This is a genomic window from Microbacterium sp. (assembly GCF_051953575.1).
In the GTDB taxonomy this organism is placed as follows: Bacteria; Actinomycetota; Actinomycetes; order Actinomycetales; family Microbacteriaceae; genus Microbacterium.
Window position 1 is genome coordinate 1 of record NZ_JBQCIP010000224.1, and the last position, 14765, is coordinate 14765.

The 14765-nt window shown below is 71.4% G+C and carries 11 protein-coding genes and 1 pseudogene; 8 read left to right on the forward strand and 4 right to left on the reverse strand.

Annotated features, from left to right (window positions below; all coding sequences use genetic code 11):
- The first annotated feature begins 61 nt into the window (after positions 1–61).
- The 5 genes from ACTHNQ_RS13495 (at position 62) to ACTHNQ_RS13515 (ending at position 6951) form a co-directional block, all read left to right on the forward strand.
- Positions 62–1096 (forward strand): ribose-phosphate diphosphokinase, encoded by a 1035-nt coding sequence (locus tag ACTHNQ_RS13495; RefSeq protein WP_018172356.1) that lies wholly within the window; start codon positions 62–64, stop codon positions 1094–1096.
- Between the two features lie 54 nt (positions 1097–1150).
- Positions 1151–3940: a cation-translocating P-type ATPase gene (locus tag ACTHNQ_RS13500; protein ID WP_440334133.1), complete on the forward strand. Its 2790-nt coding sequence runs from the start codon at positions 1151–1153 to the stop codon at positions 3938–3940.
- A gap of 67 nt (positions 3941–4007) precedes the next feature.
- Positions 4008–4493: an FMN-binding protein gene (locus ACTHNQ_RS13505; RefSeq protein ID WP_440334135.1), complete on the forward strand. Its 486-nt coding sequence runs from the start codon at positions 4008–4010 to the stop codon at positions 4491–4493.
- A gap of 2 nt (positions 4494–4495) precedes the next feature.
- Positions 4496–5389, forward strand: a complete 894-nt coding sequence (locus ACTHNQ_RS13510; protein WP_440334137.1) for an FAD:protein FMN transferase — start codon at positions 4496–4498, stop codon at positions 5387–5389.
- Complete coding sequence (locus ACTHNQ_RS13515) at positions 5389–6951, forward strand: FAD-dependent oxidoreductase (protein ID WP_440334150.1); 1563 nt, start codon at positions 5389–5391, stop codon at positions 6949–6951. Before ACTHNQ_RS13510 ends, ACTHNQ_RS13515 begins: the two co-directional genes overlap by 1 nt.
- Before the next feature lie 12 nt (positions 6952–6963).
- Here ACTHNQ_RS13515 and ACTHNQ_RS13520 read toward each other — a convergent pair whose 3' ends face one another.
- Positions 6964–8553, reverse strand: coding sequence for a sensor histidine kinase (locus ACTHNQ_RS13520; RefSeq protein WP_440334139.1), 1590 nt, complete (start codon positions 8551–8553; stop codon positions 6964–6966).
- On the reverse strand, positions 8550–9278 hold the full coding sequence (locus ACTHNQ_RS13525; RefSeq protein WP_018172349.1) for a response regulator transcription factor: 729 nt from the start codon (positions 9276–9278) through the stop codon (positions 8550–8552). The genes ACTHNQ_RS13520 and ACTHNQ_RS13525 overlap by 4 nt, the downstream gene beginning before the upstream one ends.
- 199 nt (positions 9279–9477) lie before the next feature.
- Between ACTHNQ_RS13525 and ACTHNQ_RS13530 the strand changes: the two genes are divergently transcribed.
- Together ACTHNQ_RS13530 and ACTHNQ_RS13535 are read left to right on the forward strand one after the other, a co-directional pair.
- Positions 9478–10956, forward strand: coding sequence for an ABC transporter permease (locus tag ACTHNQ_RS13530; RefSeq protein ID WP_440334142.1), 1479 nt, complete (start codon positions 9478–9480; stop codon positions 10954–10956).
- Between the two features lie 91 nt (positions 10957–11047).
- Positions 11048–11761 carry an ABC transporter ATP-binding protein gene (locus ACTHNQ_RS13535; RefSeq protein WP_440334144.1) on the forward strand — a complete coding sequence of 238 codons (714 nt, stop codon included), beginning with the start codon at positions 11048–11050 and terminating at the stop codon, positions 11759–11761.
- Positions 11762–11773: 12 nt separating this feature from the next.
- Here ACTHNQ_RS13535 and ACTHNQ_RS13540 read toward each other — a convergent pair whose 3' ends face one another.
- Complete coding sequence (locus tag ACTHNQ_RS13540; RefSeq protein WP_440334146.1) at positions 11774–12763, reverse strand: SDR family oxidoreductase; 990 nt, start codon at positions 12761–12763, stop codon at positions 11774–11776.
- Between the two features lie 110 nt (positions 12764–12873).
- Here ACTHNQ_RS13540 and ACTHNQ_RS13545 point away from each other — a divergent pair, with 110 nt between their 5' ends.
- On the forward strand, positions 12874–14190 hold the full coding sequence (locus ACTHNQ_RS13545) for an FAD-binding oxidoreductase (RefSeq protein ID WP_440334148.1): 1317 nt from the start codon (positions 12874–12876) through the stop codon (positions 14188–14190).
- Between the two features lie 68 nt (positions 14191–14258).
- Here the strand turns inward: ACTHNQ_RS13545 and ACTHNQ_RS13550 are convergent.
- A pseudogene (locus tag ACTHNQ_RS13550) lies at positions 14259–14765 on the reverse strand (NADP-dependent phosphogluconate dehydrogenase); the annotation flags it as partial.

Sequence of the window (14765 nt, forward strand, 5' to 3'; positions counted from 1 at the left end):
AGACCGGGTACCGGGGCGGCGGATGTCGCCGCCAAGGCCCGCAGCGCACAGAAGGCGGACGATGGCGCGCAAGAAGAAGACCGTTGAGCTCGACCGGGCGAATGACATCGCCCCCGGATTGGTCGCCAAGACCAAGAAGCGTCTCGTCGTCGCACGGGGCAGCTCTCACCCCGAGCTCGCGGCGCAGGTGGCCGAGCAGCTGAGCACGGAGCTCGTCCCCACCGAGTACCGCACGTTCGCGTCGGGCGAGATCCTGACCCGTTTCGAGGTGTCGATCCGCGGGTGCGACCTGTTCCTCATCCAGAGCTTCGGCCCGCCGGTGAATGAGTGGATGATGGAGACCCTCATCATGCTCGACGCCGCCAAGCGCGCGTCGGCCAAGCGCATCACCGTCGTGGCGCCGTACTTCCCGTACTCGCGGCAGGACAAGAAGGGCCGCGGTCGTGAGCCGATCAGCGCCCGCCTGGTCGCCGACCTCTTCAAGACCGCCGGCGCGGACCGCGTGATGAGCGTCGACCTGCACGCCGCGCAGATCCAGGGCTTCTTCGACGGACCCGTCGACCACCTGTTCGCCAAGCCGGTGCTGCTGGAGTACTTCGAGAACACCCTGAGCGAAGAGGACCGTGCCCGCCTCACCGTCGTGTCGCCCGACACCGGCCGGGTGCGCGTGGCCGACCAGTGGTCCGACAGCCTCGGCGCGCCTCTTGCGATCATCCACAAGCGCCGCGACCCGAACGTGGCCAACCAGGTCACCGTCAACGAGATCGTCGGCGCGGTCGACGGCCGCGTATGCCTGCTCGTGGACGACATGATCGACACCGGCGGCACGATCGTGAAGGCGGCCGAGGCGCTCAAGGCGAACGGCGCCGTCAAGGTGATCGTCGCCGCGACCCACGCGATCTTCAGCGATCCCGCTGCCACGCGGCTGCAGAGCCCGGCGATCGACGAGGTCGTCGTGACCGACACGGTGCCGATCCCCGACGAGAAGCGCTTCTCGACGCTTACGATTCTGCCTATCGCCCCCTTGCTCGCGCGAGCGATCCACGAGGTGTTCGAGGACGGCTCCGTCACCAGCATGTTCGACGGCGCCGCCTGACGACACCGGCCGGAGGACCGGCGGGATCGGCGGCGACACACGGATGGAGCATGGATGTCGCAGCCGAACCCGCCCGCGCCCCACGGGGCATCGCCTGACACCGCGACGGTGACGGAGGCGCGCCTGACGGTGCCGCGCCCGTGGGCGCTGCCCACGGGCGATGTGCTCGCGCATCTGGCGACCGGCAGCGGCGGCCTGGACGCCGCAGCGGCCGCCGAGCGGCTGCGCGTCGCCGGTCGCAACGAGCTGCCCGAGCCCCCTCGCAAGCCGGCCGTGGTGCGCTTCCTCGCGCACTTCAACGACACCCTGATCTACATCCTGCTGGCCGCCGCGGTCATCAAGGCCCTGATGGGAGACTGGCTCGACTTCTGGGTCATCATGGCCGTCGCGATCATCAACGCGGTGATCGGCTTCATCCAGGAGGGCCGGGCAGAGAAGGCGCTCGCGGGCATCAGGGGCATGCTGTCGGCCGATGCCACGGCCCGGCGCGACGGCCGATGGGTCACGGTGCCCGCCGCCGAGCTCGTCCCCGGCGACGTCGTGCGGCTCATGCCGGGCGACAAGGTGCCCGCAGACCTGCGGCTCACGCAGGCGTTCCGGCTGCGCATCGACGAGGCAGCCCTGACGGGGGAGTCGGTGCCGTCGTCGAAGTCCACCGACCCCGTCGCGACCGACGCAGGCGTCGGCGACCGCGGCTCGATGGCCTTCTCGGGCACCATCGTGAGCGCCGGCCAGGGGCAGGGCGTCGTGACCGCGACCGGCGTCGCGACCGAGATCGGCCGCATCCAGGCGCTCTCCGACGAAGCAGGCTCGCTGGCGACGCCGCTCACGCGCCAGCTCGACAGCTTCGGCCGTGTGCTGACGGTCGTGATCCTGGGCATGGCGGCGGTCATGCTGATGATCGGACGCTTCCTGCATGGGATGCCGTTCGACGAGCTGATCTCGGCGGCCATCGGCTTCGCCGTCGCGGCCATCCCCGAGGGACTGCCGGCGCTGGTCACCATCACGCTCGCCATCGGCGTGCAGCAGATGGCGCGCCACAACGCCATCACGCGCAAGCTCCCCGCCGTCGAGGCGCTGGGGTCGGTCACGACCGTGTGCTCCGACAAGACGGGCACGCTGACGAAGAACGAGATGACGGTGCGGCGGATCGTCACACCGGTCGCCGAGTACGAGGTGTCGGGCCTCGGGTACGCGCCGGATGGCGGCATCCATCCGGTCGGGACCGAGGACGGCAGCCCGGGCACGGGCGACCTCGCCGCGATCCTGTCGGTGGCGACCCTCTGCAACGACGCGCACATCGTCCAGGCCGACGACGGCACGTGGTCGCTCGTCGGCGAGCCGACCGAGGGGGCGCTGAAGGTCGCGGCGATGAAGGGCGGCGTGGGCACGGCAGGCGGGCGCCGCGTCGCGGTGATCCCGTTCGATTCGGCGCACAAGCTCATGGCGACGCTCAACGAGGCGGCCCGCACGGGCGGCGGCGAAGGCGAGGTGTCGCGGGCGATCCTCGTCAAGGGAGCGCCCGATCGCCTGCTCGAGCGCTCGCTCACGCAGCGCGGCGCGCACGGCTCCGAGCCGCTGGACCTCTCGCACTGGGAAGAGGTGCTCGACCACTTGAGCTCGCAAGGGCTGCGGGTGCTCGCTGCCGCGCGCAAGCCGGTGCGCGCGACCACCGACGAGTTCGCGCTCGACGACCTCATCGACCTGGAGTTCCTCGGGCTGTGGGGCATCGTCGACCCGCCGCGGCCCGAAGCGATCGAGGCCATCGCCGACTGCCATGCGGCCGGCATCAGCGTGAAGATGATCACGGGCGACCACGCCGGCACCGCGCTGGCGATCGCCCACGAGATGGGTCTGGCAGGTCCCGACGCCGCGGTGCTGACCGGCGCGGAGCTCGAGGCGCTCAGCCAGGAGCAGCTGCGCGAGGTCGTCCGCGACGTCGACGTGTACGCGCGGACGAGCCCCGAGCATAAGATCCGCATCGTGCGGGCGCTGCAGTCGCACGGCGAGGTCGTCGCCATGACGGGCGACGGCGTCAACGACGCCCCGGCCCTCACACGCGCGGACGTCGGCATCGCGATGGGGATCAAGGGCACCGAGGCCACCAAGGAGGCGGCCGAGTTCGTCCTGGCCGACGACAACTTCGCGACCATCCGCAGCGCGATCGCCGAGGGGCGCCGCATCTACGACAACCTGCGCAAGTCCATCGTCTTCCTGCTGCCTACCAACGGCGCCCAGTCGCTCGTGATCCTCATCGCCGTCGTGTTCGGGCTCGCCCTGCCGGTGACGAGCGTCCAGGTGCTGTGGGTCAACATGGTGACCGCGGTGACACTGTCGCTCGCGCTCGCGTACGAGCCGGCCGAGCGCGGGATCCTGCGGCGGCCTCCGCGCGCGAGCGGCGGACCCATCATCGACCGCGGCGAGCTCGGGTTCGTGGTCGTCGTCTCACTCCTCATCGGCGGCGCGACGATGGGCGTCTTCTACGGCGTCGCGGCGACCGGCGTCGACATCGAGTTCGCGCGCACCGAGGCGGTGCTCATGCTGGCCTTCGGACAGCTCGCGTACCTGTTCAACTGCCGGTTCCTCACCCGCTCCAGCCTCACCCTCGACGTGCTGCGCGGCAACCGCGCGGTGTGGTGGTCGGCGATCGCGCTCATCGTGCTGCAGGTGATCTACACCTACGCGCCGTTCATGAACCTGCTGTTCGAGTCGCGGCCCCTGCCGGCGGCATCCTGGATCCTCCCCATCGCGGTGTCCATCGCGATCTTCCTCGCGGTCGAGGGGCTGAAGGCCGTGCGGGCGCGTTCATCGCGTCACACGGCGTCTCTCAAAGGCGGTTCATAGGACCGGTTGGCACGATGCTTGCGGGCGCATACATCTGCGCCGCCGACCACGAGCCAGGAGGACCGTCATGATCCGCACCGCACTCGCTTCACGTCCCGCCCGCGCCGGCACCGTCGTCACGGCGGCCGCCGGCATCGCCCTGCTGGCTGGCTGCGCGCCCAGCGTATCCGACGCCGAGGAGCCCTTGACGGATTCCTCGTCCACGAGCGAGAGCTCCACGAACGAGGAGTCGGGCGGCGGCTCGACGGGCACAGGAACGTACGCCGACGGGACGTACACGGCCGAAGGCACCTACGCGACCCCCGAGTCCCTCGAGACCATCTCGGTCACCGTGACGCTGCAGGACGACGTCATCACCGATGTCGAGGTCACCGGCAATCCGCAGAAGCGCGAGTCCGAGGAGTACCAGAGCAAGTTCATCGGCGGCATCGCCGCGGCCGTCGTCGGGCAGAGCATCGACGACATCCGCGTCAGCCGCGTCGCGGGGTCGTCGCTCACGAGCGGGGGCTTCAACGACGCCATCGAGACGATCAAGTCCGAGGCGGCCGGCTGACGATGGCCGCGGCCTCCTGGCGCTTCGAGGCCATCGGCACGGCGTGGGAGGTCGTCACCGACGCGCCGCTCCCGGCCGCCGCGCGAGACGCCGTCCAGACCGTGATCGACGCGTTCGACCGGGAGTGGTCGCGGTTCCGCGCCGACTCGGTCGTGTCGGCACTGGCCGTCGAGGGCGGCTCGGTTCCCGCTCCGGCCGATGCGGCGCCGATGCTCGACGCCTTCGCGGCGCTCGGCGCGGCCACCGGCGGCGCCGTGAACCCGCTGGTGGGGGCATCCCTCGACGCGCTCGGGTACGACGCCGCCTACTCGCTGCGCGACGACGGGCAGAGACCCGCTCCGTCCGACTGGCGGGAGCGGCTGACCTGGCGGGACGGCACCCTCTCGCTGTCCGGTCCCGCGATGATCGATGTCGGCGCGCTCGGCAAGGGGCGGCTCGTCGATCTCGTGCTCGACGTCGTCGCTGCGGCCCGACCGGGCGACATCGTCGTCGACGCGGGCGGCGACCTCGCCGTGCGCGGGCGCCCGCATCGCATCGGCCTGGAGCACCCGTTCGACCCGCGCCGCGCGATCGGCGTATGGGAGGTGGCGGATGCCGCGCTCTGCGCCTCGGCCGTCAACCGGCGCTCCTGGCCTTCGGCGACGGGCGCGACCCTGCATCACGTGCTCGACGCGCGCACCGGGCAGCCGGTGCGCACGTACGCGGCGACATGGGCCGTCGCCGCCGATGCGATGACCGCCGACGCGATCGCCACCGCGCTCTTCTTCGAAGGCGGCTCGCGCCTCGCGCACGAGTGGGGCGCCGAGTGGGTGCGCATGACGACCGACGGCGCCGTCGAGTGGTCGCCCGGCTGCGGTGCCGACCTGTTCCTCGGAGCAGATAGCGTGGAACGGTGATGGGCAGTCTGACCGCATTGTTCAACCGCGTCTTCGCGGTGCTCGGCCGCCTGTCGATGTACCGGCTGGTCTACTTCGCGCTGGCCGCGCTCGCCGTCGTGGCCGTGCTGCTGTCGTTCTTCGGCCTGGTCGGCCCCGATCCGCTGCAGCTGGTCGTCACCCTCGTCGTGCTCTCGGCCGTCTGCGTGGGAGTGGATGCCGCCGCGCAACGCGTCCTGAACCTCCCGTGGCGGCTCGAGTCATCGCTCATCACGGCGCACATCCTGCTGTTCGTCCTGCGTCCGACGCTCGAGCTCGCGGGCCTGCTCGGCATCGTGATCGCCGCCGCGGTGGCGTCGCTCTCGAAGTACGTGCTGGCCTGGCGCGGACGCCACATCTTCAATCCCGCCGCGGCGGGCGCCACCGTGCTGACGCTGCTGAGCCTCGCCTGGCCCGACCTGGGCGCCTCGTCGTGGTGGGTGGGCACCCCCGCGCTGGCGGCGCCCGTCATCCTCCTCGGGCTCGCCGTGCTGGTGCGCACCGAGAAGGTGCGCGTCGTGTCGGTGTTCCTCGTCATCGCCGTCGCGGTCGGGGTCATCCGCACCGCGGCGATGTACCAGGCCGCCGGCGTCGAGATCGGAACGCTCGACATCCTGTGGCCGATGCTGTGGTCCTCGCCCTTCCTGTTCCTCGGCGCCTTCATGCTGTCCGAGCCGCTCACGCTGCCGCCGCGCCGGTGGCAGCAGTTCACGGTCGCCGCGGTCGTCGGCGTGCTGTGCGGCTGGCCCATCCCGATCGGCGACATCACGCTCGGGCAGGAGCGCGCGCTGCTCATCGGCAACCTGGTCGCCTTCGCGTTCGCCGTCCGCACCGCCGTGCGCCTCACTCTCGTGTCGCGCGCGGAGCCCACGCCCACCGTGCAGGAGCTCACGTTCCGCGTCCACGACCGGCTGGCGTTCCTCCCCGGCCAGTACCTCGAGCTGGAGGTGCCGCACCGTCACCCCGATGCGCGCGGCACGCGGCGGGAGTTCAGCATCGCGTCGGCGCCGGCGGATCTGCCCTTCCTCAAGGTGGCGTTCAAAGAGGGCAAGGCGGCGAAGACGCCGAGCTCGTACAAGCAGGCGCTCGCGCAGGTGAAGACCGGCGACGAGCTGGCCATCACCGGCGTGTGGGGCGACTTCCTGCTGCCCAAGCGCGACACCGCGCCCATCCTCATGGTCGCCGCCGGCATCGGCGTGACGCCGTTCGTGTCGCAGCTGCGCCAGGCCACGGCGTCGGGCGCCGAGCGCGACATCGTCCTGGTGTACGTCGCGTCCGACTCGTCCGAGCTCGCGTACCGCGACGACATCGCGGACTCCGGCGCCCGCGTCGTGGTCTTCACCCGCGATCGCCCGACCGATCTGCCCGCCCACTGGGAGTGGGCGCAGGGGGTGCGCCTGGACGCCGACGGCCTCCTCCGCGTCGTGCCCGATCTGGCGTCGCGCCACGCCTACATCTCGGGGCCGGCAGCCTTGATCGCCGACCTCGCCCCGGCGCTGGAGCGCGCCCGCTCGATCACGACGGACGCGTTCAGCGGCTACTGATCCCCGAGGCGGTCAGGAGGGGTCCGACGGGCGCGCCGGGAGGCGCACCTCGAACGTCGTGTCGCCCGGAACGCTCCGGACGTGGATGCTGCCGCCGTGGGCATCGACGATGGCCCGGGCGATCGACAGGCCGAGGCCGGTGCCGCCGGTCTGCCGGGCGCGCGAGCGGTCGCCGCGCGAGAAGCGCTCGAACAGCTCGTCCTTGATCGTCGGATCCACGCCGGGGCCGTCGTCGTGCACGCGCAGCACCGCGTCGTCGCCGTCGCGCAGCACGCTGACGGTGACGGTGATCCCTGCGGGGGTGTGGGTGCGGGCATTGGCGAGCAGGTTGGTGGCGACCTGCTGCATGCGCCCGGCGTCGCCCGCGATGGTGACCGGCTCGTCGCCGAGATCGAGCACCCAGTCGTGGTCCGGGGCCGTCGTGCGGATGTCGCCGACCGCATCGATCGCGAGGCGTGTGAGGTCGACGCTGCCGTAGACGAGCTCCTGCCCCTCGTCGAGGCGGGCGAGCAGCAGCAGGTCCTCGACGAGCGAGGTCATCCGCAGCGACTGGGCCTGGATGCGCTCCAGCGAGGACTCGGTGGTGTCGATGGTCGCGGGGGCGTGGTCGCGCGAGAGGGCCTTGAGCGACAGCTCTGAGTAGCCGCGGATCGAGGAGAGCGGCGTGCGCAGCTCGTGGCTGGCGTCGGCGACGAACGCGCGCATGCGCTCCTCGTTGCGCTGGCGGGCGGCGAGCGATTCGTCGACGTGGTCGAGCAGGCTGTTGAGGGCCGCCCCCACGCGTCCGACCTCGGTGCGCGGGTCGGCCTCGGGAGCGGGCACACGCTCGGTGATCGAGACGTCGCCCTGGTCGAGTTTGAGGTCCGAGACCCGGTCGGCGGTATCGGCGACCGCGCGCAGCGGCGCGAGGCCGGCGCGGATCGTCCATGCCGTCGCGACCGAGAGCAGGATGAGTCCGCCGACGGTGAGGAGGGCGATGGTGGTGAGCATGCGGGCCATCGTGGCGGAGATGTCCTCGCGTGAGAGCCCCACGAGCGCGACGGCGGAGCCGCCGGCCGAGAGGGCCTCCACCCGGTAGGTGCCGAGCCCATCGATCGTGACGATCAGCTGCCCGTGCTGCCCGCGCAGGCTGCTGCTGATCTGCTCGATCTGATCGTCGTCGAGTGCGACGACACCGTCCGACGTCATGACCGCCGCCGTGGCGGCCCGCGGAGGGATCTGGAATGCCAGGAAGTACCCCGGCTGCTGAGGCTGCTGGTTCAGCGCCTCCTCGGCCGTCCATCCGTTGATCACGGCCTGTCCGAGCGTGACCGAGGCACGCCTCGCCGCCGAATCGACGTCTTCGTTCAACTGCGCTTCGAGCACCCCCGCGAGGATCGCGCTGGTCGCCACCGCCACGAGCACGAGGATGAACGACGTGATCGACACCACGGTCGTGATCAGCTTGCGCTGCAGCGTCCACGGCCGCCGTGCACGGACCTTCTTCGCGGGCCTCCGGTCGTCGGCGCCCGGCGCCGGGGGAGCGGATGCCGCCACCGCCGGAGTCGCGGCGGCGGCATCCCGATCCTCTGCCGGAGGCGTCGCGGCGGTGGCGTCGGTCACTGCGGCGCCTTGATCATGTACCCGACGCCCCGGACGGTGTGGATGAGGGGCTCGTGGCCGGCGTCGATCTTCTTGCGCAGGTACGAGATGTACAGCTCGACGACGCTCGAGCGGCCGCCGAAGTCGTAGTTCCAGACCCGGTCGAGGATCTGGGCCTTCGACACCACGCGGCGCTGGTTGCGCATGAGGTAGCGCAGCAGCTCGAACTCGGTCGCGGTCAGGTCGATCTCGGTGCCCGCACGTTCGACCTCGTGGCTGTCCTCGTTGAGGGTGAGGTCGGCGACACGCAGGATCGGCTCGGCGCCCGCGGCATGGGCGGTGCCGGCGCGGCGCATGAGCCCGCGCAGCCGCGCCACGACCTCTTCGAGGCTGAAGGGCTTCGTGACGTAGTCGTCTCCGCCCGCCGTGAGACCGGCCACGCGGTCGGTGACGGCATCCTTCGCGGTGAGGAAGAGCACCGGTACGTCGTCGCCCGACTGACGCAGCCGCTGCAGCACGGCCATGCCGTCGAGGTCGGGCATCATGATGTCGAGCACCATCGCATCGGGCTCGAAGTCCCGCGCGGTCTGCAGCGCCTCGAAGCCGGAACCGGCCGTGCGCACGTCCCATCCCTCCATGCGCAGCGCCATCGACAGCAGGTCGGTGAGCATCTGCTCGTCGTCGACGACCAGCACGCGCAGGTTCGAGCCGTCGGGACGAAGGAGGGAGGGCGCGGGGTTGGTCATGCGTCCATTGTGGACGCGTACCTATGCGGTTGCTATGGAGCGGGCTATGCGCCGGCTGTGAAAGCCCGCGCGCGAGACGCGGGCGGATGCCGTCATTCATAACCCGCTCATAGGCCCCGCTGGTGGCCCGCATGAGAGCCGTCCGTAGCGTCCCCTCGACGGCCGGCACCCTGCCGCCGGGAGAGACCGGAAGACAGCAATGTATATGACCTATCTGCGGCGGGAGCTTGCCGGCCGCAAGAAGCAGACGATCATCGTGGCAGCCGGCCTCGCGATCGCCATCGCCCTCGTGATGATCGTGAACTCTCTGGCCGCGGGGGTCAGCGCCGCGCAGGCCAAGGCGCTGGAGTCCGTGTACGGAGTGGGGACCGACCTCACCGTGTCGGGTGCGCAGGCCGAGCCCGGGGAGGGCGGCGGCGCGCGCTTCGACTTCGGCCAGGACGGCGGCCAGACCGCCGAGGACGGCACCACCGAGCTCAGCCAGTCGCGCCTCGTGACCGAGCCCATGCGCACGACGCTCGACGCCTCCACCCTCGACACCGTGACGGGCGTCGACGGCGTGGCCGCGGCATCCGCGGCGCTGAGCCTCACCAACATGACCTTCTCGGGCGAGCTGCCCCAGCGCCCGACGGACTCCGGCGACGGATCGACCACCCAGGTGCAGCCGCCCACGCAGCAGAACGATGGCGGCGGTGGTTCGTTCGGCGGCGGGTCGTTCGGTGTCGACAGCTTCACGGTGCTCGGCATCGATCCCACCGCCGACGCGGTCGGCCCGCTGTCGGCCGTGGAGGTGACCGACGGCCGCGGTCTGGAGGCCGACGACGCGGGCGCCTACAACGCCGTGCTCGACGCCACCTACGCGACGACCGCCGAGCTCGCCGTCGGCGACACCATCGACGTCGGCGGGCAGGACTTCACCGTCGTCGGGCTCGTCGGCTCGACCTCGGATGACGCCGACACCGCGTCGAACGTGTACATCCCGCTCGACGTCGCCCAGGAGCTGTCGGGCGCCGGCGACGTCGTCTCCACGGTCTACGTGCAGGCCGAGTCGGCCGACGCGATCTCGTCGGTGCAGACGGCCCTCGAGGCCGAGCTGCCGGAGGCGACCGTCAGCTCGCAGACCGACCTCGCCTCGACCGTCTCGGGCTCGCTGTCCAGCGCGACCTCGCTCATCACCAACCTGGGCACCTGGCTGTCGCTCATCGTCCTCGCCGTCGCACTCGTGCTGGCCGTGCTCTTCACGATCTCGGGCGTCTCGCGGCGCACGCGCGAGTTCGGCACCCTCAAGGCGATCGGGTGGTCCAACGGCCGGGTCGTCGGACAGGTCGCGGGCGAGTCGGTGGTGCAGGGCCTCATCGGCGGCGTCGCGGGTCTCGTCATCGGCTTCGCCGGCATCCTCGCCATCAACCTCATCTCGCCCACCATCTCGGCGGCGCCCTCGGCACCGTCCTTTGGAGGCGACGGCGGCCCGCAGATGAGCGGACCCGGCGGGGGAGGCGGCTTCATGAGCGCCGTGCAGCAGACCACGACCGACATCGTCCTGAACGCGCCGGTCACCGTCTGGGTCGTCGTCGCCGCGGTCGGCATCGCCGTCCTCGGCGGACTCGTCGCCGGCGCGTTCGGCGGGTGGCGGGCGGCACGGCTGAGCCCGGCCGAGGCCCTCCGATCGGTCGGGTGAGACAGCCGTGACCGACCCGACGCGCCGCGACGCGGCATCCACCTCATCCCGCACCGAATCTCCATCCCGAACCGAACACGGAGACACCGTCATGACCATGATCGACACCGAGCCCGCTGCGGCTCCCGAGCCGATCTACCGCCTCGAAGGCGTCACGCGCACCTACACCCAGAAGGGGCGCATCGTGAAGGCGCTCGCCGGCGTGGACCTCGAGATCGAGGCGGGCGACTTCGTCACCATCCAGGGCCCCACGGGCGGCGGCAAGTCGACGCTCCTCCAGCTGCTCGGCGCGCTGGACCGGCCGACGAGCGGCGCCGTCCACCTGGGCGACCTCGACATCGCCACGGCGGACAACCGCAGCCTCGGCCGCATCCGCGCGCACGAGATCGGGTTCGTCTTCCAGGGGTTCAATCTGATCCCGACCCTCACTGCGCACGAGAACGTCGACATGGCGCTCGAGCCGCTGGGCCTGTCGAAGGACGAGCGCGCCGCGCGCGTGACCGAGGCCCTCGCACACGTCGGGCTCGCCGAGCGCGGCGACCACCGCCCCGGCGAGCTGTCGGGCGGTCAGCAGCAGCGCGTCGCGATCGCCCGTGCGATCGTCAAGCGCCCGCGTGTGCTGCTGGCCGACGAGCCCACCGGCAACCTCGACGAGAGCATGCGCGACGAGATCCTCTCGGTGCTGCAGAAGCTCAACGACGAGGGCCTCACGCTCATCGTGGTGACGCACGATTCCGCGGTCGCCCGCCGGGCCCGTCGCCGGCTCCGGCTCGACAAGGGCACCGTCCGCGACATCACGCGCTGACGAGGGGCCGGCTCAGCCGGCGGAGCGGGCGAAGGCCGCGATGCGATCGAAGAGCGCATCGCGGCCTTCGTCGATCTGCTGCGCCTCGGGATGCGCGTCGAAGTACGCCAGGATGCGCCGCGCGCCCTCGTCGAAGGTGATCGTCGTGCGGAACTCGGGCACCAGCTGCTGCACCTTCGAGATGTCGAACACCATCGAGTGCGCCTTGTCGCCGATGAGCGTCGGCCCGAGCTCGGGTTCGAACGCCGCGATGGTGTCGGACGCGACGTGGACGAGATCGGGGGATGCCACGCCTGCCGCATCGGCCAGCCATCCGTAGATCTGGTTCCAGGTCGGCGCGTGCGTGCCGGTGATCGTGAACGCCTCGCCGATGGCCGCCGGATTGCCGAGGAGCCCCGTGAACGCGACGGCGAAGTCGTCGGCGTGCGTGATGGTCCACAGGCTCGTGCCGTCGCCGTGCACGATGACGGGGCGGCCCGCGCGCATCCGCGCGATGTCGGTCCAGTGGCCGAGCGTCGGCAGCGCCTGCTCGTCGTACGTGTGGGACGGGCGGATGATCGTGACGGGCAGTCCCCGCTCCCGATGCGCGGCGACCAGAACGTCCTCGCACGCGATCTTGTCGCGGGAGTACTGCCAGAACGGATTGCGCAGCGGCGTGGACTCGGTCACCGGAAGCCGGCGCGGCGGCTTCTCGTACGCCGACGCCGAGCTGATGAACACGTACTGGCCCGTGCGCCCCTCGAACAGGTCGAGGTCGGCGGCGATGTGCTCGGGCGTGAACGCCAGGAACTCGGCCACGACATCGAACCGCTCGTCGCCGAGCGCGGACCGCACGGAGTCCGCGTCGCGGATGTCGGCCTGCACGACGCGCACATCGGAAGGGAGCTCCCGCCGGGCGGTGCCGCGATTGAGGACCGTCACCCGGTGCCCGAGGGCGACGGAGCGCCGCACACAGGCCGCGCTGATGATTCCTGTCCCGCCGATGTAGAGGATGCTCGTCACGCTCGCGAGCCTAGCGGCCGGGGCGGACACCGCGGAGCGTCCGCATTCCCCGACTCGCGCTCAGCGAACAGGGTGGAGGGATGTCGGCGGCCGGTCCTACTCTGACCCCCATGAGCATCGACGATCTGAACGTCAGCACTGCCGTCATCCGTCCGGGCGATCCCGACTGGGAGTCCGCCCGCAGATTCCACTCCGGCATCGGGGAGCCCGCCGCCGTCATCCGCGCCAGCACCGTCGACGACGTGCGCGGCGCCCTGCGCTACGCCACCGCCGAGCGGCTCGAGGTCATGATCCGCGGGGGCGGCCACAGCGCGTGGGGCGGCGTTCCCGGCGGTCTCACCCTCGACATCTCCGCGCTCGACGACATCGCCGTCGACGGCACCCGCGTCAGGGTGGGCGGCGGCGCGCAGTGGGGAGCGGTCGCCCATACGCTGGCCGCGCGCGGACTCGGCCTCAGCTCGGGCGACACCGCATCGGTCGGCGTGGGCGGACTGACCCTCGGCGGCGGCATCGGCTGGATGGTGCGCGCGTGGGGGCTCGCCGCGGATCAGCTCGTCGGGGCGGAGCTCGTCACCGCGAAGGGGGAGGTCGTCGAGGTCTCGGACGCCTCGCACCCCGAGCTGATGTGGGCGCTGCGCGGTGGCGGCGGCAACTTCGGCGTCGTGACCCGCTTCGACTTCGAGGCGCACGAGCTCCCCGGCGTGGTCGTCGGGGTGTACGGCATCGAGGGCGACGCCCGGCCGATCCTGCGTGTCCTGCGCGATGCGCTGGCCGATGCGCCGCGTGAACTCACCGTGACGTACATGGACGTGCCCGCGATGGACCCGAACGCGCCGGCCGGCGCCTCCATCACGGCGGTCTGGGCGGGCGACGACGAAGAGGCGGCCCGCGCCGCGCTCGCACCGCTCGCCGCGGCGCCCGGCGTCACCGAGCGGGAGTTCGGTCCGCAGGACTACCCCGACGTGCTGATGGAGGCGCCGGAGTTCGACCCCGAGCATCCGATGCCCGGCTTCGTGGGCGGCAACACGCTGCTGCGCGCGCTCGACGACGACGCGATCGATCGGCTCGTCGACTTCCGCACGCAGAATCCCGCGTCGGTCGTTCTGCTGCGCTCGCTCGGCGGCGCCTTCGGCGACGTCGCCCAGGATGCGACGCCGTTCCCCGCCCGCGATGCGACGTGGTTCGCGATGGCCGGGGCGTTCGACGTTCCGGGCATGCTCGGCGACGACGCGCGTGCGGCCGCGGTGCAGGCCTGGGCCGACATCGAGGCGAAGGGGGCCGGTGTGTACGGCAACTTCATCGCGTCGGCCGATCCGTCGGTCGCCGCGCGCATGTACCCGCCCGAGACGATGGCCCGCCTGGCCGCCGTCAAGCGCCAGTGGGATCCCGGCAACGTCTTCTGCCGCAACCACAACGTGCAGCCCTGACGCACCGCTGCACAGCAAGAGGGCGGGTTCCGATCGGAACCCGCCCGCTTGCGGTGACCCGGCGGTGAGTGCGGGGCTTCGGCCGCGATCTCGGTGCGGTCGGCCGACCACAGCGTGTGGAACGTGCCGGGCTTGTCGATGCGCTTGTACGTGTGTGCGCCGAAGAAGTCGCGCTGCCCCTGGATCAGGGCGGCAGGCAGACGCTCGGCACGCAGGCCGTCGTAGTAGGCGAGCGACGACGAGAACGCGGGCGCGGGGATGCCCACCTTCGCCGACGTCGCCACGACCTCGCGCCAGGCGTCCTGTGCGCGGGTGAACACGTCGACGAAGAACGGCGCCGTGAGCAGCACGGGCAGGTCGGGCGTCTCGGCGTACGCGTCGGTGATGCGGTTGAGGAAGCGGGCGCGGATGATGCAGCCGCCGCGCCAGATCGACGCGATCTTGCCGAGGTCGATGTTCCAGCCGTACTCGGCGGCGCCGGCGCGGATCTCATCGAAGCCCTGCGAGTACGCCACGATCTTCGACGCGTAGAGCGCGAGGCGCACCTGCTCGATGAAGGCGTCGGCGTCGTCGGC

Bases quoted from the DNA above. Each gene is read 5' to 3' on its own strand.
- ACTHNQ_RS13535 (WP_440334144.1), top strand. From the start codon at position 11,048: ATGACCATGATCGACACCGAGCCCGCTGCGGCTCCCGAGCCGATCTAC.
- ACTHNQ_RS13525 (WP_018172349.1), bottom strand. From the start codon at position 9,278: ATGACCAACCCCGCGCCCTCCCTCCTTCGTCCCGACGGCTCGAACCTG.
- ACTHNQ_RS13515 (WP_440334150.1), top strand. From the start codon at position 5,389: ATGGGCAGTCTGACCGCATTGTTCAACCGCGTCTTCGCGGTGCTCGGC.
- ACTHNQ_RS13530 (WP_440334142.1), top strand. From the start codon at position 9,478: ATGTATATGACCTATCTGCGGCGGGAGCTTGCCGGCCGCAAGAAGCAG.
- ACTHNQ_RS13510 (WP_440334137.1), top strand. From the start codon at position 4,496: ATGGCCGCGGCCTCCTGGCGCTTCGAGGCCATCGGCACGGCGTGGGAG.
- ACTHNQ_RS13495 (WP_018172356.1), top strand. From the start codon at position 62: ATGGCGCGCAAGAAGAAGACCGTTGAGCTCGACCGGGCGAATGACATC.
- ACTHNQ_RS13500 (WP_440334133.1), top strand. From the start codon at position 1,151: ATGTCGCAGCCGAACCCGCCCGCGCCCCACGGGGCATCGCCTGACACC.
- ACTHNQ_RS13505 (WP_440334135.1), top strand. From the start codon at position 4,008: ATGATCCGCACCGCACTCGCTTCACGTCCCGCCCGCGCCGGCACCGTC.
- ACTHNQ_RS13545 (WP_440334148.1), top strand. From the start codon at position 12,874: ATGAGCATCGACGATCTGAACGTCAGCACTGCCGTCATCCGTCCGGGC.